This window comes from Zoogloea sp. (assembly GCF_028693495.1).
Taxonomy (GTDB): Bacteria; Pseudomonadota; Gammaproteobacteria; order Burkholderiales; family Rhodocyclaceae; genus Zoogloea.
This window is the reverse complement of the sequence record NZ_JAQUVG010000049.1, coordinates 1-23614: the sequence shown is the minus strand read 5'-3', so window position 1 is coordinate 23614 and position 23614 is coordinate 1. Positions and strand designations below refer to the sequence as shown.

Annotated in this window: 22 protein-coding genes; 8 read left to right on the top strand and 14 right to left on the bottom strand. The window is 60.8% G+C overall.

Annotated features, from left to right (window positions below):
- The 4 genes from PHD22_RS09710 to PHD22_RS09695 form a co-directional block, all read right to left on the bottom strand.
- The coding region (locus PHD22_RS09710) for a peptidylprolyl isomerase (protein ID WP_299865687.1) at positions 1-186 on the bottom strand (186 nt) is incomplete at its 3' end.
- A gap of 54 nt (positions 187-240) precedes the next feature.
- Positions 241-804, bottom strand: a complete 564-nt coding sequence (locus tag PHD22_RS09705) for a peptidylprolyl isomerase (protein WP_299865684.1) — start codon at positions 802-804, stop codon at positions 241-243.
- A 36-nt stretch (positions 805-840) separates the two neighbouring features.
- Positions 841-2034, bottom strand: a complete 1194-nt coding sequence (locus PHD22_RS09700; RefSeq protein WP_299865681.1) for a L,D-transpeptidase family protein — start codon at positions 2032-2034, stop codon at positions 841-843.
- Positions 2034-3161: a tetratricopeptide repeat protein gene (locus tag PHD22_RS09695; RefSeq protein WP_299865678.1), complete on the bottom strand. Its 1128-nt coding sequence runs from the start codon at positions 3159-3161 to the stop codon at positions 2034-2036. The genes PHD22_RS09700 and PHD22_RS09695 overlap by 1 nt, the downstream gene beginning before the upstream one ends.
- Before the next feature lie 186 nt (positions 3162-3347).
- On the opposite strand from PHD22_RS09695, the gene cysS reads away from it, so the two are divergent.
- Positions 3348-4727 carry a cysteine--tRNA ligase gene (gene cysS / locus PHD22_RS09690; RefSeq protein ID WP_299865675.1) on the top strand — a complete coding sequence of 460 codons (1380 nt, stop codon included), beginning with the start codon at positions 3348-3350 and terminating at the stop codon, positions 4725-4727.
- A 58-nt stretch (positions 4728-4785) separates the two neighbouring features.
- Here the strand turns inward: cysS and PHD22_RS09685 are convergent, their stop codons facing one another.
- The 4 genes from PHD22_RS09685 to grpE form a co-directional block, all read right to left on the bottom strand.
- Positions 4786-6030: an ABC transporter substrate-binding protein gene (locus PHD22_RS09685; protein WP_299865672.1), complete on the bottom strand. Its 1245-nt coding sequence runs from the start codon at positions 6028-6030 to the stop codon at positions 4786-4788.
- A 52-nt stretch (positions 6031-6082) separates the two neighbouring features.
- Positions 6083-7207, bottom strand: a complete 1125-nt coding sequence (dnaJ, locus tag PHD22_RS09680; RefSeq protein WP_299865669.1) for a molecular chaperone DnaJ — start codon at positions 7205-7207, stop codon at positions 6083-6085.
- 108 nt (positions 7208-7315) lie between these two features.
- Complete coding sequence (dnaK, locus tag PHD22_RS09675; RefSeq protein WP_299865666.1) at positions 7316-9247, bottom strand: molecular chaperone DnaK; 1932 nt, start codon at positions 9245-9247, stop codon at positions 7316-7318.
- A gap of 90 nt (positions 9248-9337) precedes the next feature.
- Positions 9338-9925: a nucleotide exchange factor GrpE gene (gene grpE / locus PHD22_RS09670; protein ID WP_299865663.1), complete on the bottom strand. Its 588-nt coding sequence runs from the start codon at positions 9923-9925 to the stop codon at positions 9338-9340.
- A gap of 166 nt (positions 9926-10091) precedes the next feature.
- Between grpE and PHD22_RS09665 the strand changes: the two genes are divergently transcribed.
- Positions 10092-11453: a serine/threonine-protein kinase gene (locus tag PHD22_RS09665; protein ID WP_299865660.1), complete on the top strand. Its 1362-nt coding sequence runs from the start codon at positions 10092-10094 to the stop codon at positions 11451-11453.
- A gap of 32 nt (positions 11454-11485) precedes the next feature.
- Here PHD22_RS09665 and trxC read toward each other — a convergent pair whose 3' ends face one another.
- The 4 genes from trxC to hrcA all read right to left on the bottom strand — a co-directional run bounded on the left by trxC (position 11486) and on the right by hrcA (position 14592).
- The gene (trxC, locus tag PHD22_RS09660) at positions 11486-11923 is read right to left on the bottom strand and encodes a thioredoxin TrxC (protein WP_299865657.1); all 438 of its coding nucleotides are present in this window, start codon (positions 11921-11923) and stop codon (positions 11486-11488) included.
- A 132-nt stretch (positions 11924-12055) separates the two neighbouring features.
- Positions 12056-12400 carry a phage holin family protein gene (locus PHD22_RS09655; protein WP_299865654.1) on the bottom strand — a complete coding sequence of 115 codons (345 nt, stop codon included), beginning with the start codon at positions 12398-12400 and terminating at the stop codon, positions 12056-12058.
- Between the two features lie 40 nt (positions 12401-12440).
- The gene (gene hemH, locus PHD22_RS09650; RefSeq protein WP_299865651.1) at positions 12441-13541 is read right to left on the bottom strand and encodes a ferrochelatase; all 1101 of its coding nucleotides are present in this window, start codon (positions 13539-13541) and stop codon (positions 12441-12443) included.
- 19 nt (positions 13542-13560) lie between these two features.
- Positions 13561-14592: a heat-inducible transcriptional repressor HrcA gene (gene hrcA / locus PHD22_RS09645; RefSeq protein WP_299865648.1), complete on the bottom strand. Its 1032-nt coding sequence runs from the start codon at positions 14590-14592 to the stop codon at positions 13561-13563.
- Positions 14593-14723: 131 nt separating this feature from the next.
- Between hrcA and PHD22_RS09640 the strand changes: the two genes are divergently transcribed.
- Positions 14724-15608 (top strand): NAD kinase, encoded by an 885-nt coding sequence (locus tag PHD22_RS09640; RefSeq protein WP_299865691.1) that lies wholly within the window; start codon positions 14724-14726, stop codon positions 15606-15608.
- Positions 15609-15644: 36 nt separating this feature from the next.
- Positions 15645-17306 carry a DNA repair protein RecN gene (recN, locus tag PHD22_RS09635; protein ID WP_299865646.1) on the top strand — a complete coding sequence of 554 codons (1662 nt, stop codon included), beginning with the start codon at positions 15645-15647 and terminating at the stop codon, positions 17304-17306.
- On the opposite strand, the gene PHD22_RS09630 is transcribed toward recN, so the two are convergent.
- Together PHD22_RS09630 and fur are read right to left on the bottom strand one after the other, a co-directional pair.
- Positions 17307-17879, bottom strand: a complete 573-nt coding sequence (locus PHD22_RS09630) for a TMEM165/GDT1 family protein (protein ID WP_299865643.1) — start codon at positions 17877-17879, stop codon at positions 17307-17309.
- Between the two features lie 27 nt (positions 17880-17906).
- Entirely contained in the window at positions 17907-18353 is a 447-nt protein-coding gene (gene fur, locus PHD22_RS09625) for a ferric iron uptake transcriptional regulator (protein ID WP_299865640.1), read from the bottom strand.
- Between the two features lie 122 nt (positions 18354-18475).
- On the opposite strand from fur, the gene PHD22_RS09620 reads away from it, so the two are divergent.
- The 4 genes from PHD22_RS09620 to carA form a co-directional block, all read left to right on the top strand.
- A complete protein-coding gene (locus PHD22_RS09620) occupies positions 18476-18829 on the top strand; it encodes an outer membrane protein assembly factor BamE (RefSeq protein ID WP_299865638.1) in 354 nt (117 codons plus the stop codon).
- 42 nt (positions 18830-18871) lie between these two features.
- Positions 18872-19678: a 4-hydroxy-tetrahydrodipicolinate reductase gene (gene dapB / locus PHD22_RS09615; protein ID WP_299865635.1), complete on the top strand. Its 807-nt coding sequence runs from the start codon at positions 18872-18874 to the stop codon at positions 19676-19678.
- A gap of 119 nt (positions 19679-19797) precedes the next feature.
- On the top strand, positions 19798-22401 hold the full coding sequence (locus tag PHD22_RS09610) for a PAS domain-containing hybrid sensor histidine kinase/response regulator (RefSeq protein ID WP_299865632.1): 2604 nt from the start codon (positions 19798-19800) through the stop codon (positions 22399-22401).
- Between the two features lie 133 nt (positions 22402-22534).
- Positions 22535-23614, top strand: a 1080-nt coding sequence (gene carA, locus PHD22_RS09605) for a glutamine-hydrolyzing carbamoyl-phosphate synthase small subunit (RefSeq protein WP_366520715.1), incomplete at its 3' end; no start/stop codon positions are given.

The window sequence follows — 23614 nt, the reverse complement described above, 5'->3', positions numbered from 1 at the left end:
CTGGGTCATGCCCGGTTCGAACCCGCCACCCTGGATCATGAAGCCGTTGATCACCCGGTGGAAAATGGTGTTGTTATAGTGGCCGGATTCTACGTAGGCAATGAAATTCTTGACGGTTTCGGGAGCCTTGTCGGCATCGAGTTCGAGGACGATGTCGCCGTGATTGGTAACGAGTTTGACAGCCATGGGTGGTACTCCTGTTGGGGTGATGGGAAAAACGGGGCCGGTGGCCCCGGGAATTTATTTGACCAAGGGTAGCTGGCGGATGGACTGGATGATGATCGGTGTCGCAGGCACGTCCCGGTGGAAACCGCGGGTCGTGGTTGGTTCGTTGCCTATTTTGCGGACGACGTCCATTCCCTGGGTCACCTTGCCAAAGACGGCGTAGCCCCAGCCGTCCGGCGACGGATAGTTGAGGGCCCGGTTGTCCTCCAGGTTGATGAAGAACTGGGCCGAGGCCGAATGGGGGTTTTGAGTCCGTGCCATGGCAATGGTGCCTGCCTCATTCTTGAGGCCATTCTTGGCTTCGTTCTCGATCGGCGCGCGGGTGGTCTTTTCTTCCATCCTGGTGTTCATGCCGCCACCTTGAACCATGAAACCGTTGATCACCCGGTGAAAGATCAAGCCCTCGTAAAAGCCCGTGTTCACGTACTCGAGAAAGTTGGCCACAGTCTTGGGAGCCTTCTCCTGGTTCAGCTCGATAATGATGGTGCCGGCGCTGGTCTTCATTTCAACCTGTGGGTTGGCAGCGACAGACAGCAAGGCATGAGCGCCCAGAACTGCGGCGACGAGAGTCTTCTTCATGGAGTCTCCTGGATAGGGTGCGGGATCGGCGGTGGGTCAGGCCAGGCCTTCGTAGACAATTTTCCAGCGTCGGCCTTCCTTCTGCCAATACTGGCGTTTCTTCAGTACGTGGGAAAGGGTGTTGCTGCGGTATTCCTGTTCGAAGGTGATCACCACCAGGTCCTGCCTCCCTGGGGTGCGGAATACACTGAGCCTGTTGAGTTCGACCTTGACTGAGGTCTTGGCGCTGGCGATCTGGCGCTTCTGACGGGCCCACTGCGCGAAATCACCTTCGGCACTGCGGAAGCTCCGCGAGTAGTGAGACAAATAACGCTCAACGTCGAGGCTTTCCAGGTCCTTGCGCCAGTTTTCAACCTGGCGGTTGAGGTTGTCCCTTTCTGCGGTCCAGTCTTCCAGACTCAGCCACTCGACCGCATTGCTGATGATCACAGGCGTCACACCGATCTGCAGATACGGAGACAGGGCTTCCAGGTCCCGGTTGGCAAGAACGACGCAGCCGTCCGACGCGCGGGGAGGGCGGGAGTAGGTGTCGCTGGGAGTTCCATGCAGCCAGATTCCATGCCCATCCCGCCCATTCAGCCGATCCCACTCATTGGGGTAGCTGATGGGGAATGCGCCGCTGCCATAGAAGTCGGAAAGTTTCTGACGGGCCAGATGAGCGGTGACATGATAGACCCCTACTGGGGTGCGTTTGTCTCCTTCCCGCATTTTTTCCGCGCCGAGTTTGCCTTGAGTGACGTAATAATCCGTCACGAAGCGGGGCCGTCCCTCATCGTTTTCATAGATGTACAGGCGTGAGCGGCGGGCGTCCACTACCAGGGCATATCTCTGGGAGGGCTCCATCCGGAGCAAGTAGCGTGGCAGGTAATTTTCCGGTGGACGGTGCCGATAGGCTTCGAGGCGGACCATGGCCTCGTCACGCAGATCGGCTACTTTCTCCTCGGGCGCATCGGACAGGCTGCCAAAGGTATGCAGGGGACGAGTTCGGGCCAGCAGCAGGTCACCCCGGATCAAGTGGGCCAGGCGGAAATTGGGATAGGCAGCGAGGAGCGCATCCACACCTGCCAGGGCCTGCTCCAGGCGCCCCTGTTCGATGTCCCGGAAGACCGACGCCAGGGCCGCGTCCGGACTGGGTGTGGCCCTCTCACTCTGGGCGCCGAGGGCAAGGAGTGAGGTGCATGCCAGGGCCGCGGCAAGACCCCGCAGCAGAACTGCCTTCAGGAGCACCATCAGCCGCCGACCTTCTCCTGCTGGATCAGCCACTGGCCGTCCTGGTTCACGAGGATGAGGGTCTTGTTGGAGGAAGTGTTGAGGTTGGCTGAACGGTAGTGCTGGCGGAGTTTGACGGTGGCCTTGCCCGCCGAGACGTCACGTACCTGAATGTTTTCCAGTTCCACCTGGATCGCGCCTGGTTTGGTCAGACGCTGGCTGCGTTCTTCTTCCCAGGCCTTGCGGTTCATTCCCTTCGGGGGCTGGAAATCCCGGGCGTAATGACCCAGGTAGGCTTTTACATCCTTGCGGGACCAGACTGCAGCCCACTGGGTGACGGAGCGGATAACAGCAATGTTCTGGGAGGGAGCACCTTCCTTGGGCTCGGGGCGTTTGGCTGCTGTCTTGGGCTCTGCCAGGGGGGGCGTTGGGGAAACGCTGGGCGTCTGGGGGACTGTGATTGGTTTGGTGACGGACGTGCTGACCGCGGGAGGGGGCGCGTGCGGCACTGTTCCGGTGGGCGGAGTGGTCTTTGCGACGATCTGTGCCGGCGGTGCTGGGAGCACGGGTGCCTCGACTGGCTTTGCGGCGGAACCTGGGGTTGCCCCACCAGCGCTCCCCGCCGGGCGAGCCGTTTTGCCGCCGACCGAGATCATCTCGCGGATCAATGCCAGCTTGCTCTGTGCAACCTGGTTGGACGAGTCCAGGGCCAGGGCCTTGTCGTAGGCCTGGCTGGCCAGGCGTGCGTAGATGTCGCCCAGATTCTCGTGGGCTGTGGCGTAACTCGGATGGGTCCGGATGGCCCGTTCCAGGGCGGTGCGTGCCTTGTCATACTGGCGCTGCTGGGCGTAGAGCACGGCCAGGTTGTTGTAGGGTTCCGGCAGTTCCGGGAAGTCTTCGGTGAGTTTCTGGAAAATCGTTATGGCTTCTGCCGGACGGTTCAGTTCGGACAGCACCACCCCGCGCAGGAACCGCAACTGGGCGTCCTGTGGTCTGGAGCTGAGCATCTGATCCGTTTTTTCCAGGGCCTGGGGCAACTGCCCCTGCCGGACGAGCGCCTGGATTTCCTGGAGGGTTGCCGCGCTGGCAAGCGGGCTGCAGGTCAGGCTCGCAAGGAGCAGGGAGGCGGCCAGGACTCGTTTTGACATGTGATATTATTCGCCGGCGCGCACGGGCACGCGGTGGTGGGTGTGTTCGGTGTGAATGAAACGTACATTCATTTTACCAAGAAGCTCTGACCCCGGCCACGCGTGAGCGGTTTTCCGCCCCGGTGCCAGCTGATTCGTCTTGATTCGGGTCCTTGACTCTCCACCGTTTTCCTCGCGGCGTTCCCCATGTTGAAAATTCACAACTCTGTTTCCCGAAAGAAGGAGCAGTTCGTTCCCATCGAGCCCGGCCGGGTCCGCATGTACGTTTGTGGCATGACGGTCTACGACTACTGCCATCTCGGCCATGCCCGGGTGATGGTGGTTTTCGACATGGTGGCCCGCTGGCTGAGGGCCAGCGGCTTCAATGTGACCTATGTCCGGAACATCACTGACATCGACGACAAGATCATCAAGCGGGCCCAGGAAAAGGGCGAGAGCATCCGGGTGCTGACCGACCGGTTCATTGCTGCTATGCATGAGGATGCGGACGCCCTGGGGGTGTTGCGCCCGGATCACGAACCCCGTGCCACCGAGTTCGTCGAGCCGATGCAGAGGCTGATCACCACCCTCGTCGAGAAGGGCCTTGCCTACAAGGCGGCCAACGAAGATGTGTGCTATTCGGTCCGCAAGTTCGAGGGCTACGGAAAATTGTCCGGCAAGTCCCTGGATGAACTGCGGGCAGGCGAACGGGTTGAGGTGGCTGGCGGCAAGCACGATCCGCTGGATTTCGTCCTCTGGAAGCATGCCCGTCCCGAAGAGCCGGAGGAGGTGAAGTGGAGCTCCCCCTGGGGCGCAGGTCGTCCGGGTTGGCATATCGAGTGTTCCGCCATGAGTTCAGAATTGCTGGGCAAGCATTTCGACATTCATGGCGGGGGCGCCGATCTCCAGTTCCCTCACCACGAGAACGAGATCGCCCAGAGCGAGGGTGCCCACCAGTGCAGTTTCGTAAACTACTGGATGCATAACGGTTTTGTCCGGGTTGACGACGAGAAGATGTCCAAGAGTCTGGGCAACTTCTTCACGATTCGCGACGTGCTAAAGGAGTACGCACCGGAAGTAGTGCGATTCTTCATTCTGCGCGCCCACTACCGGAGCCCTCTCAATTATTCCGACGCCCATCTGCAGGATGCCCGCAGTGCCCTGTCGCGTCTGTACACCGCGCTGCGTAACGTGCCGCCTGTTGAGTCAGAGGTTGACTGGTCCTCGCCTCCGGCGGTCCGTTTCAGGGCCGCCATGGACGATGATTTCAACACGGCCGAGGCCTTCTCGGTGCTGTTCGATCTGGCAAACGAAGCAAACCGTAGCCGGTCTGCCCAGGTGGCCGGACAACTGAAGGCGCTCGCCCGTGTCCTGGGCTTGCTCGAGCAGGATCCGACCGCTTTCCTGCAGGGAGGTGATGACGAGGGAGGCGAGGGGGCCGGAAGCATTGAGGCGAAGATCGCTGCGCGTATCGCTGCCAAGAAAGCCAGGGATTTCGCAGAGGCCGATCGCATCCGGACTGAGCTGCTGGCAGAGGGTGTCGTGCTGGAGGATACGCCTCAGGGAACCCTCTGGCGACGGGCCTGAGGTCCCGCTGCCAGGTATTCGCTCATGAAAGGCTCGTCCTTGGGGACGACCCTTTCACTCAATGCAGGATTTTTCCTTCACGTCCAATCACGGTCAGGTCCACGAAGCGGGAACCGTTGTGGCTGGTGGAACTGTAGTTGAGCTTGTAGCCTCCCATATCGAAGGCTCCGTTTTCCAGAGTGTTGACCAGCCGCTCCCGGGTAAGATCCTTCCCGGTACGCTTGAGAGCCTCCGCTACCAGCCTGGCATTGATATACCCCTCGATCCCATAGTAGCCATACTTGCTACCCTTGGCGTAGGCCTGCAGGGCTTTCTGGTACTCCCGTACAAGAGGAATGGTGTCGTTCCAGGGATAGGGCATGACCTGAGAAATACCGATACCGTGGGCCTCCTTGGGGCCCATCTCGGTGATCAGCACATCAGCACCGATGGGGGACAGGGTGGTGAGTTGGGGCATCTGACCCATCGCTCGAAGCTGGCGGGCGAAGACTGTGGTGGGTTTGTAGAGGGTCACCATGATGACAGCCTGTGGGTTGGCCTTGGCAATCTGACTGACGGCTGTCGATACGTCCAGGGAGTTCCGTTCCACCGAGCCGGCAGCGACCGGCTTGAGCTTGTGACGGGCGAGGGCGGCCACCACGCCTTCGAGTCCGGATTTTCCGAAGCCATCGTTCTGGTAGAACACGGCGATCTGGGTGATGCCCAGGCCAACCATGTGATTGACGATGGCCTCGGTTTCGTCGGCGTAGCTGGCTCGCAGGTGAAACATGTAACGATTGACGGGTGTGCGCAGGCTGCCTGCGCCACTGATGGTGCCCACAAGCGGAACTTTGGCTTCAGAAAAAACCTTCATGGCTTCTGTGGTGGGGGACGACCCATAGTAGGCCATCAGCGCAAAGACCTTGTCCTCGTGGATTAACTTGCGGGTATTGGCAACCGTCTTTTCGGTTTCATAGCTGTCGTCCAGGGCAATCAGCTCCACCTTGCGGCCGTTAATCCCGCCGTTGGCGTTGAGCTGGTTGAAGTAGGCGAGCGCCCCTTCCTTGAGCTCCTTCCCGTAAATCCCGCTGGGTCCGCTGAGCGGGGCGGACATGCCGAGGGTGATCGTGGTATCCGTGATGCCGGGATCTGCCGCCTGGGCGGCGGGCATCACCGTCAATAGCAGTCCGGTTCCCAGAGCCGCCAGCCGGGATTTGATGGAGTGGATGGACATGGTTCCCTTTATTCCTTTGTAGTGGAGGGCGAAGCGGCCACGAGTATAGGACAAAAGAAAGAACAGGGTCTCCATGAAACGACGGGCCATTCCAATCCGGAATGGCCCGTCTGACGGACAGCACCAGGGCAACTGGAACGGTTCAGTTACTAAAGAAATCCTTCACCTTGTCCATCCAGGAGTTTGCTTTCGGATTGTGACGCTCGGCGTTGCTGGAGGCGATTTCGTCAAATTCCCGCAGCAGCTCTTTCTGGCGCTCGGTCAGTTTTACCGGCGTTTCGACGATCACATGAACCATCAGATCGCCGGGCGCACCGCTGCGCACGTTCCTGATGCCCTTGCCCCGCAGGCGGAACACCTTGGCGCTTTGGGTTTCCGGCGGGATGCGGATATTGGCAGCGCCATCCAGGGTCGGGATTTCGATTTCACCGCCCAGTGCCGCAGTGGTGAAGCTGATGGGCATTTCACAGTGGAGGTCGTCGCCATCCCTCTGGAAGACCGGGTGCTGGCGGATGTGGATTTCCACATACAGGTCCCCTGGGGGACCCCCATTGACTCCCGGCTCTCCATGGCCGCTGTGGCGCAGGCGCATGCCGTTGTCGATGCCGGCAGGGATCTTCACCTCCAGGGTCTTCTGACGTTTGACCCGGCCGGCGCCGCCACAGGAGGTGCAGGGCTCGGGGATGATCCGGCCACTCCCATGGCACTTGGGACAAGTCTGCTGGATCGAGAAGAAGCCCTGCTGGATCCGCACCTGACCGGCGCCGCCGCAGGTGGGGCAGGTCTTGGGCTGGGTGCCGGGCTTGGCGCCGCTGCCGTGGCAGGTGTCGCATTCCTCCAGAGCGGGAATGCGGATGGTCTTCTCGGCGCCGCGGGCGGCTTCTTCGAGGGTGATCTCCAGGTTATAACGGAGGTCTGCGCCTCGATAAACATTTGAGCGTCCGCCACGCCCACCGCCGCCACCGAAGATGTCCCCGAAGATGTCGCCAAAGGCGTCGGCGAAGCCGTCAAAGCCCTGGCCACCACCACCGCCCATCTGCGGGTTGACACCTTCGTGGCCATAGCGGTCGTAGGCAGCGCGCTTGTTGGCGTCAGTGAGGATCTCGTAGGCCTCCTTGGCCTCCTTGAATTTTTCCTCTGCTTCCTTGTTGTCCGGATTGCGGTCCGGGTGGTATTTCATGGCCAGCTTGCGGTAGGCCTTCTTGAGTTCGTCCTCGGAGGCGTCACGATTGACGCCGAGGATCTCGTATAAATCCCGTTTCGCCATGGTTGGGTGCTCTGGCTATCTTGTGGAAAGGCCGAGCCGAGCGGTGCGCGAGGCACCGGCATGGCTCGGCCGGAGGGTTTCAGTTCAGCGACTGGGCTTTTCTGAGGCTTACTTCTTGTCCTTCACTTCGGTGAACTCGGCATCCACCACGTCCGGGTCGTTGGCTTTGCTGCCACCGGCGGATGCGCCAGCACCGGCCCCACCGGCTGCACCTGCTTCGGCCTGGGCCTGGGCATAGATGTGCTCGCCCAGCTTTTGGCTGACGGCGCCGAGCGCTTCGCTCTTGGCGTCGATGGCGGCCTTGTCGCCGGACTTGATCGCTTCCTCGGCTTCGGCAATGGCAGTTTCGATCTTGGCCTTGTCGTCGCCGATCTTGTCGCCGTGTTCGGCGAGCGCCTTCTTTACCGAGTGAACCAGGGTATCGAGCTGGTTGCGGGCATCCACCAGTTCGTGAGCCTTCTTATCCTCTTCGGCGTGGGCCTCGGCGTCACGCACCATGCGTTCGACTTCCTCGTCGGACAGGCCGGAGTTGGCCTTGATGGTGATCTTGTTTTCCTTGCCGGTGGCCTTGTCCTTGGCGGAGACGTGCAGGATGCCGTTGGCGTCGATGTCGAAGGTGACCTCGATCTGCGGCATGCCGCGCGGTGCCGGCGGGATGTCGGAGAGGTTGAACTGGCCGAGGCTCTTGTTGCCGGAGGCCATCTCGCGCTCGCCCTGCAGCACATGGATGGTCACGGCGGACTGGTTGTCATCCGCGGTGGAGAAGACCTGCGATGCCTTGGTCGGGATCGTGGTGTTCTTCTGGATCAGCTTGGTCATCACGCCGCCCAGGGTTTCGATACCGAGGGACAGGGGGGAGACGTCGAGGAGCAGCACGTCCTTGACTTCACCCTGGAGCACACCGCCCTGGATGGAGGCGCCGACCGCGACGGCTTCGTCCGGGTTCACGTCACGGCGGGGGTCCTTGCCGAAGAACTCCTTGACCTTCTCGATGACCTTGGGCATGCGGGTCTGTCCGCCGACCAGGATCACGTCGTCGATGTCGGAGACCTTGACGCCGGCATCCTTGAGGGCTACTCGGCAGGGTGCGATGGTGCGCTCGATCAAATCCTCGACCAGGGATTCGAACTTGGCACGGGTGATCTTGAGTGCCAGGTGCTTCGGACCGGTGGCGTCGGCGGTGATGTAGGGCAGGTTGATTTCGGTCTGCTGGCCGGAAGACAGCTCAATCTTGGCCTTTTCAGCGGCTTCCTTCAGGCGCTGGAGGGCCAGCACGTCGTTCTTGAGGTCGACGCCCTGTTCCTTCTTGAACTCGGTGACGATGTAATCGATGATGCGCTGGTCGAAGTCCTCGCCGCCCAGGAAGGTGTCACCATTGGTGGCCAGCACTTCAAACTGGTGCTCGCCATCAATGTCGGCGATCTCGATGATGGACACGTCGAAGGTGCCGCCACCCAGGTCGAACACGGCGACCTTGGAGTCACCCGGCTTCTTGTCCATGCCGAAGGCGAGGGCCGCCGCGGTGGGTTCGTTGATGATGCGCTTCACGTCCAGGCCGGCAATACGGCCGGCGTCCTTGGTGGCCTGGCGCTGGCTGTCGTTGAAGTAGGCTGGCACGGTGATGACCGCTTCGGTCACTTCTTCGCCAAGATAATCTTCGGCGGTTTTCTTCATCTTGCGCAGCACTTCGGCAGACACCTGCGGCGGTGCCATTTTTTTGCCGCGGACTTCGACCCAGGCGTCACCGTTGTCGGCCTTGGCAATGGTGAAGGGCATCAGATCGATGTCCTTCTGTACTTCCTTCTCTTCAAAGCGGCGACCGATCAGACGCTTGATCGCGTAGAGGGTGTTCTTGGCGTTGGTGACGGCCTGGCGCTTGGCCGGGGCGCCGCACAGGATCTCGCCATCGTCGGCGTAGGCCACGACGGACGGGGTGGTGCGCGCACCTTCGGAGTTTTCGATGACCTTCGGCTTGCCGCCTTCCATTACGGAAACGCAGCTGTTGGTGGTGCCGAGGTCGATGCCGATGATCTTGCCCATGAGTTTTCCTTCAGTTCAATTCTGTTGGTCAGTGGCGCGGGTGTCCCGTGCCTTGGCTTGTCGATGAATATGGGGGCGCCGTGGCGGGTTTCAAGCGCTGGTTTTGGCCTTGGATACCACCACGAGGGCCGGCCGGATGACCCGTTCGTTCAGCAGGTAACCCTTTTGCAGCACGGTGATCACCGTGTTGGGTTCTCCGTCGGCTTCAATGGCGGAGATGGCCTGGTGCTTGTTGGGATCGAACCGGGTGCCGATGGGGTTCTCTTCAGCGACGTTGCCGCTCTGGAAGGCTGCCGTGAGTTGCTTGAGGGTCAGTTCGACACCTTCCTTAAGGTTTTCCAGGCTGCCATTCTCGATGGCCAGGGCTGCTTCCAGGCTGTCCTTCACCGGCAGCATGGCGGTGGCAAATTTCTCGGCGGCAAATTTGCTTGCCTTGCCAATGTCGTCCTGAGCCCGGCGGCGCACGTTCTCGACCTCGGCACGGGCGCGCAGCCAGGCATCGTGGTGTTCGGCCGCCCTGAGCTCGGCCGCTCTCAGTTGCTCCTCAAGACTGGGCGTGGTGTCCACAGGGGGGGGCGTGCCAGGGTTTTCCTGGCTGGAGCCCGCTTCGGCGACGCTCTCCACCAGCTCCGGTGCGACCTTGTCTTCGGGGCTCAGGGGGGTGTTCTGGTCTTGCATGGGTAAAGGCTCCTTTTTTGACTCGCTTTAACTGGGGGCACGGGATAAGATTTCAAGGGCGAAGTTCCCGTTTTTTGCGGGCAGTCCCTTTGAGCAAGAATTTTTAAATCCCGTAATGGGGCGATGGCACAGGTCATCATGCGGGCAGATTTGACGTAAACCAGGCATGGAAAAGACACCTGAACAAATCGGCAAGTACCGGCTGATCCGGGAGGTTGGACGTGGGGCAACTGCGACCGTCTATCTCGCCGAGCATCCCCAATACCCGGAGCCTGTGGCCCTCAAGCTCATTCGGTTCGATGACCGGGCCCGGGACGAGGCCAAGTGGAACCGGCGTCTGCTCAAGTTGTTGCGGGCCGAAATGGATGTATCCCGGCGCCTGGACCACCCCAATATCATCAAGATTTTTGATGCTCAGGTGGAAAAGGATTATGCCTACCTGGTCATGGAGTACTTTCCTGGCGATACGCTGGAAAAATACTGCAACTTTCAGAATTTGCTGCCCCTGCACCGGGTCATCGGCATGGTCTTCAAGTCGGCGATGGCGCTGGACTACGCCTACCGGCAGGGCATCGTGCACCGGGATATCAAACCCGCCAACATTCTGGTGGATGACCGGGACAACATCAAGATCACGGATTTCGGCCTCGCCCTCAACATCAGCAAGAAGAGTGGGTCGGATTCCACATTCATCATGGGGGTGGGTTCTCCCGCCTACATGAGTCCGGAGCAGATCAAGGGATATCCTCTCAACCAGAAGACCGACCTCTTTTCCCTGGGCGTCGTGTTGTTCCACATGTTGACCGGGCGGCTCCCTTTCCGGGCCAAGAATCCTGCCCAGCTGATCTACAAGATCATCAACACCGAGCCGCCTCAGGTATCCCAGATCAATTCCGAACTTCCCGAGCAGCTGGATGCAGTCATCCGCAAGGCTCTGGAGAAGGATCTTTATTCGCGCTACAAGAACGGCGCGGATTTTGCCAAGGATTTGTCGGCAGTCCGTTACACCATCCTGGACGACACCTCGATCCCGATGGACACCACGCGTTTCGCCCTGTTGCGCAAGATGCCCTTCTTTACCGAGTTCGAGGACGTGGAAATCTGGGAGATCCTGCGTATTTCCCGCTGGCGCAAGGTGGACGCGAATACCGCCCTGGTCCGGGAGGGCGATACGGATCAGCGTTTCGGCATCGTGATCGACGGGCGGGTGGAAATCTCCTATGAAGGTCGCAGGATCAGCGAGCTTGGTTATGGCGAGGTTTTCGGCGAACTGGCTTACCTGGACGACCAGGACCGCCGCCAGATGCATACGGCCGTGGCGATCACTACGCTGGCGTACCTGGAGATCTATCCCTCAGCCCTATCCCTGGCAACGGACGAATGCCTGTCCGTGTTTCGCCGGCAGCTGGTCACCGTGGTGGCTCGGCGACTCGGCAAGGCTTACCAAACCTTGTCCCAGAACGGTCCCCCGGCGGAGCAGATCACGGTCAGTGGCTTTGGCATGGAGCTGCAGCTGGTCGACAACTGAGTCGTGGGAGTCATCGGCCTTCAGCGAATCGATCAGGCAAGATGCTGACGGGTCCAGCGCAGGATGTCTTCCACCCCCATGGCGCCCGCCTGACGCACAATTTCATTACCATCCTGAAACAGGATCAGGGTGGGTATGCTGCGTATGCCGAACCGGGCTGCCAGGGACGGGTGTTCCTCGGTATTGACCTTGGCCAGCCTGACATGGGGCGACAGACGGGCCGCCGCTGCTTCAAAGGCGGGGGCCATGCTGCGGCAGGGACCACACCAGGGAGCCCAGAAATCCACCAGCAAGGGCAGACTGCTCTTCGATACATGAAGCTCGAAATTCGGTGCCGACAGCGCCAGGACGGTGCCATCAAAAAGGGGTGACTTGCAGCGGCCGCAGGTGGGGGTGTCCTCCAGGCGTTCCTTGGGGATGCGGTTGAGGGCCTGGCAGTGGGTACAGGGCACGAGGAGGGCGTCGCTCATGGTGAAACGGGCTCCTGAAAAGGATGTACGGGAGTTGGGGGCGTTCTTGTTTCTTTCAAGTTCGGGGCTTCCTGAGACGGGTCTGCTGGAGTGATGTTTCACTGTTTCAATTTGACCCCGGCGCCGTGGCGATCAGTCCTTGTCGCTGAGCGCCAGGCTGACCAGCCAGGTCAAAACGCTGTAAGTCAGGGCCCCCCAGAATGCAGCCCAGAAATCCGGGACCACGAAACCAGCAACCAGTCCAGACACGCTCCAGAACATGAGCGCATTGATCACCAGTGTGAACAGTCCCAGGGTCAGCAGGGTTATCGGCAGGGTGATGAGGATCAGCAGAGGCCGGATGATAGCGTTCACAAAACCCAGGAGAAGGGCGCTGAGCAGCGCGGCGGTGTAGCTCTCCACGCGTATCGCACTGAGCACTTCCGGTATGAGCATCAGCGCAACGGCGTTGAGAAGCCAGCGGAGCAGCAGTTTCATGGTTTTCTCCACGGCGCAAAGGGGGGCGGTGCGGAGGGGGTCACAGGGGCCTGGTCTCCATTCTGTGGGCTGCTTCAGCCTGGATTGCCAGTTCTGCGGGTTTGGCCCGGCCTTCTTCGAGCCAGTTGCCGAGGTGACGCAGGGACAGTTGGGTCAGGGCGTTGATCCAGTCATCCCGCTCGTTGAGGCAAGGAATGTAGCCGTACTGCTTGCCACCCGCATGGAGGAAGGCCTCGCGGCACTCCATGTTGATTTCCTCAAGAGTTTCCAGGCAATCCGAAGTAAATCCCGGACACATCACATCCACCGACTGGAGTCCCTGGGCGGCGAGTGTTTCAAGGGTGGGTTGGGTGTAGGGCTTGAGCCATTCGGCTTTGCCAAAGCGGGACTGGAAGCTGACAAGGACCCGCTCAGGCGGCAGTTTCAGGGCCTCCCTCAGCAGTCGTCCGGTTTTGTGGCATTCGCAGTGGTAGGGGTCGCCCAGATCCAGGGAGCGTTTGGGAATTCCGTGGAAACTCAGGACAAGCTTTTCTGCTTGGCCATTTTTCTGCCAGTGCTCCCGGACCGACGCCGCCAGGGACTGGATATAGCTGGGATCGTCGGCAAAGCTGCGCACATAACGGATTTCCGGAAGGTTACGCCAGTGACGCAGGCTGTTGCCGACTTCGTCAATCACGGTCGCGGTCGTGCTGGCTGAGTACTGGGGATAGAGAGGCAGGACCAGGATCCGGGTGCAGCCTGCTGCGCGCATTTCATCCAGCTGGCTACGGATCGATGGTTTTCCGTAGCGCATTGCCCAGCGCACCATCAGGTCGCGCTCGCCGGCATGGGTGAGGAAGCCAGCCAGCAACTTGGCCTGTTTTTCGGTATGCACCTTGAGGGGAGAGCCATCGTCGGTCCACACACTGGCGTATTTTTTGGCCGACTTGGCCGGGCGTAGTGTGAGGATGATCCCGTGCAGGATTGGCCACCAGATCAGCCTGGGTATTTCTACAACTCTGGGGTCGGAGAGAAACTCCTTGAGATAGGGGCGCAGGGCCGCAGCGGTGGGGGCCTCGGGGGTTCCGAGATTGACCAGCAGAATGCCGGTACGGGGGGGCTGGCCGTGGGTATAGGCCGGCTCTTGCCAGAATCGGGACATGGGGTGCTTTCGGCTAGTGCTAGTTGTTCTGGCCCGACAGGGCACTGGTGAGGAGGCGGGCGGTGACATCCACAATCGGAATGACCCGCTCGTAGGCCATGCGGGTGGGGCCGATCACGCCGACGGAACCGACCAGTTGGCCGTCCACCTCGTAGGGCGCGGTGATCACACTACAATCATCCAGGGGGCTGAGACCGCTTTCGCCCCCGATGAAGATCTGGATGCCCTGGGCCCGATTGGAAATGTCGAGGAGCTGCATCAGGCCGGTCTTCTGTTCAAACAGTTTGAACAGCTCCCGCAGGCGGACCATGTTGGAGGACAGGTCTTCGGCGTCCAGCAGATTGGTCTCGCCAGTGATGACATAGGTGTTGCTGGTCTCTTCCAGGGCTTCACTGCCCGCTTCGACTGCTGCGGTCATGAGGTCGGTCATGTCGGAGCGGAGCTGCTTGAGTTCGTCCTGGATGCGGTTGCGGATTTCCGGAAAGGCCAGGCCGGCGAAATGCCGGTTCAGGTAATTGGCCGCAGTGACCAGTTCGGAGGCGCTGTAGGAGCGGTTGCTAAACAGGATCCGGTTCTGCACGTCTCCGGTGGTGGTGACGATGATCAGCAGAACCCGCTTGTCGGACAGGCTGACAAACTCGATCTGACGTATTTTAAGGGCCTCCTGCTTCGGGGAGATGACGACCCCCGCAAAGTGGGTCAGGCCGGACAGCAACTGGGAGGCTGCGTTGATCACGCGCTGGGGCTCGCCAGGCTGAATGTGCCCCTTGAGCTCCTGGAGCTGGCGTGCTGCCAGGGGTTGGATCTTCAGCAGGCTGTCCACGAAAAATCGATAGCCCCGGGCGGTTGGAATGCGTCCAGCCGAGGTGTGGGGGCTGCTGATGAAGCCCAGCTCTTCCAGGTCGGACATCACGTTGCGTATCGTGGCCGGCGACAGCTGGAGTCCGGAAGCCTTGGACAGGGCTCGTGAGCCGACGGGCTGGCCATCGGCGATGTAGTGCTCCACCAGGGTTTTGAGGAGGAGCTGGGCGCGTTGATCGAGGGGGGTCATGGCAAAGGATTCGGTAACACCCATGGATTCTAGGGAAGGGGAGCTGTCGTGAGAAGCATGCGGTTCCGTTTCGTCTTGCGGAAAGCCCTCCTGTCATGCGGTGCAGTAGGATAATGTGGTTTAATCATTCCATGATTTCCGACTTCAAAACCATCGCACTGATCGGTAAGTACCAGAGCCCCGAAGTGGCTGAAGCGGTGCTGCGTCTGGCAAAACATATCCGGGATCTCGGGTTCGGGGTGATGATTGAGCAGGGTACGGCCAGCGCCACGGGTCTGACTTCCGGATTTGATGTGGCCAGCTATGAGGAAGTCGGCAACCAGGCTGATCTTGCCGTAGTGCTTGGGGGAGACGGTTCCCTGCTGAACAGCGCTTGCCGTCTGGCCGAGTTTGGTGTGCCCCTGGTAGGCGTCAATCAGGGGCGACTGGGCTTCCTGACCGATATTTCCCGGGATGTGGCCCTCGAACGGGTTGGAGAAGTGCTCGAAGGGCGTTACACCGAGGAGACCCGGGTCTTGCTGGATGCAGCGGTGCTGCGCAGTGGTCAGCGGGTCTTTCATACGGTGGCCCTCAACGATGTGGTGGTGCACAAGGGTGAGCTCGGACGCATGATCGAGTTCGACCTGCGCATCGACGGGGAATTCGTCTACACCCAGCGTTCAGACGGCATGATCATCTCCACTCCGACGGGTTCGACGGCTTATGCCCTGTCGGCCAATGGACCCATCCTGCACCCCAGTGTGCAGGGTATTGCACTTGTCCCGATGTTTCCCCACACCCTCACCGCGCGGCCGATCACGCTGCCGGACAGCTGCACCATCGACATCATCCTGCTGCCGCCCCATGATTCCCGGGTCCATTTCGATGGCCAGACCCGTTACGACACCCGGGCGGGAGACACCGTTCGGATTACCCGGTCACCCCATCAGGTGCGTTTGCTTCACCCGGTTGGGTACAGTTATTTTGCAATGCTCCGGGAAAAGCTCCACTGGAGCTCCGCCCCCCGTCACACTTGATCTTCGTCGTCTTTTCCCTGCCCCCTGCCTGTCTTCATGCTGCGTCATCTGTCCATTCGCGATTTCGTGATCGTCGATCGCCTTGAGCTCGACTTCTCCGCCGGCTTTGGTGCCCTCACCGGTGAAACAGGGGCGGGCAAGTCGATCCTGCTGGACGCCCTTGGCCTGGCGCTGGGAGGCAAGGCTGAGTCCGGCGTGGTCCGTGCTGGCCAGGCCCGGGCGGAGATCGTCGCAACCTTCGACCTGCCACCCGGTGGCGCCCTCCAGGTCTGGCTTGAGGAGCAGGCGCTGGAGGCGGGCGATGGAGAAGTGATTCTCCGGCGGGTCATCGACAGTGGTGGCCGCTCCAAAGCCTGGCTGAACGGTACGCCGGTGGTCTTGGCCCAAATGAGGGCGGCAGGAGAGTGGCTGGCTGACATCCACGGTCAGCATGCTCATCATGCCTTGCTGCGCGCAGATGCGCAGCTTGGGCTGGTGGATGCCCATGGGGGGCTTGTGGTCCAGGCCAGGGAGGTGGCTGGGCGCTATCGGCAGTGGTCTGTCCTGCGCCGGGCCCGGGAGGCGGCGGAGGAAGGCGCGTCTTCTACCGAGCGGGAACGGGAGATGCTCGGTTGGCAGGTGGCGGAGTTGAGGGAGATTGCCTTTGATCAGGGTGAGTGGTTGACCCTGAATCAGGAACAGGCCCGGCTGGCTCATGGCGCAGCCCTCATCGAAGGCAGTGCGTCTGTGCTGGACGGGTTGGCCGAGGGAGAGTATGCCGTGTTGCCCCAGCTGGATGTGCTGCTGGGGCGTGTCGCCGAAATGGCGCGTCACGACGCTCAATTGACTGACGTTCAGGAGCTGTTCAGTAGCGCCAGCATTCAGCTGGATGAGGCTGCTCATGCCATGCGCCGGTATCGGGATCGGCTCGATATCGACCCCCAGCGTCTGGCAGAGATCGATCAGCGCATCCAGGCCGTGATGGGAATGGCGCGCAAATACCGGGTGGCTCCGGAAGGTCTGCCCGGTATTCTTGCGGAGAGTGAGGCACGCCTGGTCCGGCTGACCCGTCAGGCGGATCCGGAGGCCCTGGCTCGAGAGGAGGCTGGCGCCAAGGAGCTCTTCATGGCATCCGCCCGGGCTTTGTCTGTCCGCAGAAGGCAGGTGGCGGACGACCTGGCTGGTGCGGTCACTGAGGCGATGCAGTCCCTGGCCATGACGGGGGCCCGTTTTGCGATTCAGTTGCTTCCTGTTGAGGAGGGGTGCCCCAGTGGGCTGGAAACCGTGGAGTTTCTGGTGGCGGCCAATGCCAGTCAGCCCCTGCGTCCTCTTGCGAAGGTAGCCTCCGGGGGGGAGCTTTCCCGCATCGGCCTGGCCATTCAAGTCATCACCAGCCGTAATGGGGCGACGCCGACCCTGCTTTTTGACGAGGTGGATGTGGGTATTGGCGGGCGTGTGGCAGAAATCGTCGGGCGGCTGCTGCACCAGCTCGGGCAGGATCGTCAGGTGTTGTGTGTAACCCACCTGCCTCAGGTGGCTGCCCAGGCGGATTGGCAGTGGACTATCGCCAAAGAAAGCCGGGAAGGTCAGACCCTGTCACGGGTGAATGTGCTGGATGAGAACGGGCGGATCGAGGAGATCGCTCGCATGCTGGGGGGTGTTCACATCACTGAAACCACCCGTCGCCACGCCGCTGAAATGCTTGACCTGAAAGGCTGATCAGGCACTCAGGCCGGTGGCGATGGTCAGGATGCCGGTCAGTGCGAACACGCTGGCGGCGATCCAGCGGATCTGGGTGAGAGGCAGTCGCTTGGCCAGGCCTTCCCCCAGGAGTACGGCGGGAACATTGGCAATCATCATGCCGATGGTGGTGCCCAGGACCACCCAGCCCAGCGCGTCGAAGTTGGCTGCCAGAGCGACGGTGGCGAGCTGGGTCTTGTCGCCCATCTCTGCGATGAAGAAGGCGATGGTTGTAGTGACGAAGGCGCCTGCCGGATGGACCTCGGAGGGTGCTTCGTCGTCGCCGAGGGTGTCCGGTTTGAGCGTCCATAGGCCAAAGACGATGAACACCGCTCCCACAATCCAGGGCAGCCAGGTCTGAGGAATCAGATTGGCGACCCAGACCCCGACCGAGCCAGCGAGGGCGTGATTGAGGATGGTTGCCACGAAAATGCCGGCGATGATTGCCCAGGGCTTGCGCAGGCGGGCGGCCAGGACAAAGGACAAAAGCTGGGTCTTGTCGCCGATTTCAGCCAGGGCGACCAGGGCAGTTGAGGTCAGGAATGCTTCCACGGGAAGGACGGCGAAGGCCGCCGAAGGCTATTTTTGGGCGGCAGAGCCGGACTTGTGGGGGCAGTCAGTCTTGGTGCACTCCACGTAAAGGTAGAGTGCGTGCTCGCGGACCGTAAAGCCGTGTTCTTCGGCGATCCGGTTCTGGCGCTCTTCGATCTGAGGGTCAAAGAATTCCTCTACCCGCCCGCACTGCATGCAGACCAGATGGTCGTGGTGTTGACCTTCGTTCAGCTCGAAGACCGCCTTGCCGGACTCGAAATGATGGCGCTCAAGGAGACCGGCCTGTTCAAACTGGGTGAGTACCCGGTAAACGGTGGCCAGGCCGATGTCCATGTCTTCGGCAATGAGCAGCCGGTAAACATCTTCCGCAGTGAGGTGACGCTGTTCTGCGCTCTGAAACAGGTCCAGGATTTTGAGGCGGGGGAACGTTGCCTTGAGACCGATGTTCTTGAGGTTCTGGGAGTTGCTGGACATGGGAGCCCCGAAAAACTGGAAATGGGGGCCGGAGGTCCGGCCAGCCCCGTATGATATAGTTTCTGGCCCCTATTGAGAATGCGGCCTGTCGTTCGGGGGCCGGCTGCCCCTTACGAGTCACCATGCGCAATCTGATTGTTTTTGTTGTGTTTGCCGCGGCCCTGCCAGGCTGTGCGGCCCTTGTCGATTTCGTCAAGCCCTACCGGATTGATGTCCGTCAGGGTAACTACATCACCCAGGAGATGGTCTCCCAGCTCAAGCCCGGGATGACCCGCGAGCAGGTGCGTTTCGTTCTCGGGGTCCCTCTCCTGACCGATGTTTTTCACGCGGATCGCTGGGACTACGTGTATCGCTTCTGGCCGGGCAAGGGGGCGCTCCAGGAGCGCCGCCTGACGGTCATTTTTGAAAATGGACAGCTTTCCCGTCTTGATGGGGACGTCCAGCCCCAGGCAGGCACTGAAGCCTCGGGTCAGTGAGCCTTTTCGTCATCGTTTCATTTTCTGATTTCCGGAATACCCATGAGCCAAGTTCGTATTGCCATTGCCGGAGCTTCCGGCCGGATGGGCCGCATGCTCATCGAAGCCACCCTCAAGGCAACGGATGCCGTGCTGGCGGTCGCTCTGGAGCGATCCGATAGCCCCTTCGTCGGGCGCGATGCCGGCGAGTTTGCCGGTTCCCCCTGCGGTGTCACCATCACCAGTGACGTCGCCGCCGGGCTTGCCCAGGCAGACTGCCTGATCGACTTCACTCGTCCCGAGGGGACCCTCGAACACTTGAGGATTGCCCGGGAGCTCGGTTGTGGCATGGTGATTGGTACGACAGGCTTTACCCTGGAGGGCAAGGCGGCCATAGCCGAGGCTGCCACGGATATCCCCGTGGTATTTGCGCCCAACATGGCTGTAGGGGTCAATGCGGTTTTCAAGCTGCTCGACATGGCTGCGCGCATCCTCCATGAGGGGTACGATATTGAGGTCATTGAGGCCCATCACAGGCTCAAGGTAGACGCTCCGTCGGGGACGGCCCTGCGCATGGGCGAAGTGGTGGCCGATGCGCTGGGGCGGGATCTGGAAAGCTGTGCGATCTACGGTCGCGAGGGCGTGACGGGTGAGAGGGAGGATCGGACCATCGGTTTTGCGACGGTACGCGGTGGGGACATCGTCGGTGACCACACGGTGCTTTTTGCAGGGATCGGTGAGCGGATCGAAATCACGCACAAGGCAGGAAGTCGCATGCCCTATGCGCTGGGGAGCCTGCGCGCCGCCCGGTACATTGCCGGGCGTCAGGCGGGCCTGTTTGATATGCAGGATGTTCTGGGCCTCAAGTAGTGGTGCTGGACGGGGAGTGGGCAGGATCGGGAGCCCGAGCCTGCCTTTACCCGCTTCAGCAAGGTAGCTGCTTCAATCTCGGGACTATTGTCTTGCCCAGGTGAGCCTCCAGTGACGCCGTGACACGTAACGTTGTCGAATCTTCCTTGCCCGATGCCGAACTCGGGCGTGCCCTGAGGGCTCTTCTGGCGGCGCGTGCCGCGGAAGGGCTCCCGGGTGTTCCCGTGGCCCCCTCCCTTGCCTCCGTTGCGGATTGGCTTGCAGTGGTGGAAAGGTTGATCGGGGAGCGTGACGCAGCCCTCAGGGCGGTCAAGGAAGAGAGGGACCGCCTTGAACTGGTGATGCATAGCACCACAGGAGGGATCTGGGACTGGGACCTGAGAGGTGGAAAGCTGGTAACGGATCTGTACTGGCGGCAGATCCTGGGGTATCAAACCGAAGAGCTGGATGACCGTTTCAGCGTCTGGCTGCCTTTGATCCATCCTGCGGATCTGGAGCTCAGTCGCAAGTCGTTGCGTGCGCATCTGCGGGGTGAGCTGGGCAGCTTTGAAACCCAGTTCCGGATGGCTCATCGGGAGGGTGGCTGGCGCTGGATCCTGGTGCGTGGCCGTGCCTCCGCGAAAGGAGAGGATGGGCGATGGGCCCGGATCGTTGGCACCTATGCGGATGTGTCCGACTCCCGGAGCGGGGAGCTCGAGTTGCTGCATGCCAAGGAGCAGGCGGAGGCGGCCAACCGGGCGAAGAGTGATTTCCTGGCCAACATGAGTCACGAAATCCGCACGCCGATGAACGGAATCATCGGCATGACCGAGCTCGTCCTTGATACCCGTCTTGACGATGAGCAGCGTGAGTACCTTCATGCCGTCAAGAGTTCGGCAGATTCCCTGCTGAGGATCATCAATGACGTGCTCGATTTTTCGAAGATCGAGGCGGGGCATTTGACCCTCGAGCGGGTCGAGTTCTCTTTAGGTGAGCTCCTCGGCGATACGATGAAATCCCTCGCCTTGCGTGCCCACCAGAAGGGGCTGGAGTGTTTCTATCATGTGGCCAGAGATGTGCCGCCCGTCCTTCTCGGAGACCCGACCCGCCTTCGGCAGTTGCTTACCAATCTGGTGGGCAACGCGATCAAGTTCACCGAGCAGGGCGAAGTGGAGGTGTCCGTCAGGTGTCGGGGCGGACAGGTGGGCGAGCCCATCATCGAGTTTGCGGTGCGGGATTCGGGGATCGGCATTCCGGCAGACAAGCAGGACTCCATATTCGGGGCGTTTTCCCAGGCTGATGAATCCACGACCCGGAAATACGGCGGTACGGGACTCGGGCTGGCTATCTGCAGTCGCATCGTCGAGCTGATGGGAGGAGAAATCACACTGGATAGTCGGCCTGGTGCTGGCAGTACATTCAGTTTCGCAGTCCGTCTGGGGGCAGGCGAAGGGGGGCGCTCTCTGGCAGGGCCCGATTTCCGTGGGCGTCGGGCCCTGGTGGCGGCTCGAAACACAGCTCTGCGTGACAGCCTTGTTGCGCAGCTGGTGGAGGTCGGGGTGGGTGTTGAGGCTGCAGCCAGTGGTGATGTGGTCGAGGAACACCTGGCTCGGGCGGCCAAAGCGGAGACGCCCTTTGACTGGGTGCTCATGGACGCGGGGATGTCGCCGCCCGGTGGGTATGCCCTCGCTGAGCGTTTCCTGAAGGGTTGGCCTCGCCTGGACCGACTGGTGATGATGCTGGATGCGCACAGTCAGCGTAGTGGAACCCTGAAATGTGAGCATCTCAAGATCGGAGTTCGCCTCGTCAAGCCCTTCGCTCGCTCGGATCTGCTTGATGCCCTGGGGCTGGCGCTGAGCGGCGCCATGGTCGGGGATGATGCATTTCTCCAGTTTCAGCCGGAACAGACATCGGCAATGGACTCCCCGCTGCCGGGTCTTGGGCGACGTCTGAACATCCTGCTGGTGGAAGATAATCCGGTCAATCAGACTGTGGCGAGGAAGATGCTTGAGAAGGTCGGACACAAGATCACCCTGGCATCCAACGGTCAGGAGGCGCTTGAGTGGTTCGATCGGGGCCGTTTCGATCTGATTTTCATGGATGTCCAGATGCCCGTCATGGGAGGGCTGGAGGCGACCCAGGCGATCCGTGCGCGGGAGGCTCGTCGTAGCTGGGCAGCAAGCGGTCAGTGGCATTCCACGCCGATCATCGCGATGACGGCTCATGCCATGCAGGGGGATAGGGACAGGTGCCTGACTGCAGGCATGGACGACTACATTGCCAAGCCCATCAAGCCAAGTGAGCTTCATGGCGTCATCGAGCGGGTCATGGAGGGGGGGCAGGGGGATCAGGATATGGAAGACTGTGTGCCGGGCGAGCCCTTCGGTGATGGGAGTGGCGACGTTTCAGTGGCGGATCTTGCGGCAACCCGTGAGCTTCTTGATGGAGACGAGCTTGCCCTACAGCAATTAATCACCTTGTTCTTCGGGGATCTTGATCGCAACCGTAAGGCGCTGGAGCATGCACTGCGGGTGCACGACTGGCTGGCGATCCGTAACCTGGCTCATTCGTTAAAAGGGTCTGCGGGGGTGTTCAGCGCGTCGTCGGTGGTTGCCGTGGCTCAGCGCGTCGAAAGTGCGGCCAAGAATGAGGACGGCGGGGCCGTTAGCCGCGATCTGCCTGAGCTTCTCGATGAGCTGGGCCGTCTTGCCGCCGTACTCCGGCGGGCACGCAAGAAGGTTTAGGCTTGTGCGCTCCGGTCCTGGCCCGATTAACGTCAGTTTGCTGCGCTGGGTGGCTTCAGGCTATAATTGGAAAGTTTCTGAGCGGGATGGCCATTGCGGCTGATCCCGTTTTTCATGTGTAGCACGCCTGCTCATGTCAGTTGTCCAATCACACGATTTCGAGGAGTTCGCCGTGTCAGCTTTCCCGCCCGCCATTCTTGCCCTTGCCGACGGGACGGTGTTTTACGGTAAAGGCATAGGGGCGACCGGAGCGACAACGGGCGAAGTGGTCTTCAACACTTCCATGTCGGGTTATCAGGAAATCCTGACCGACCCGAGCTACTGTCGCCAGATCGTCACGCTCACTTACCCGCACATCGGAAATACCGGCATCAACCGCGAAGACTGCGAGGCTGTTAAGGTTCATGCCGCCGGCCTGGTGATTCGCGACCTGCCACTGGTTGCGTCCAACTGGCGTTGTGAGCAGACCCTGGATGCCTATCTCAAGGCCGAAAACATTGTCGCCATTGCCGGTATCGATACCCGCAAACTGACCCGAATCCTCCGGGAGAAAGGCGCTCAGGGCGGGTGTGTCATGACTTCGGCAACGGTGGCCGAGCTCAGTGTCGAGACTGCTCTGGCCCAAGCCCGTGCTTTCCCCGGTTTGGCTGGCATGGACCTGGCCAAGGTGGTTTCCGCAGTCCAGCCCTATCCCTGGACAGAAGGTGAGTGGCAACTCGACAAGGGATACGTGACCCAGGAAAATCCGCGCTTCCATGTGGTGGCATTTGACTATGGCGTCAAGCGCAACATCCTGCGAATGCTTGCCGAACGGGGCTGCCGCCTGACGGTGGTGCCGGCCCAGACCTCCGCAGCCGAGGTTCTGGCGCTCAATCCTGACGGGGTCTTCCTGTCCAATGGTCCTGGTGATCCTGAGCCTTGTGATTACGCGATTGCTGCGATCCGGGAAATTCTTGCCAGGGGTGTGCCGACCTTCGGCATTTGTCTCGGGCACCAGCTTCTGGCGCTTGCATCCGGCGCCAGGACCCTCAAGATGAAGTTTGGTCACCACGGAGCCAACCATCCGGTCAAGGATCTGGAGTCGGGGCAGGTGCTGATTACCAGTCAAAACCACGGTTTTGCGGTGGACTCCACCACTTTGCCGGCCAATCTGAGGGGGACTCACGTGTCTCCCTTCGATGGGAGCCTGCAGGGTCCCTCCCGTACCGATGTG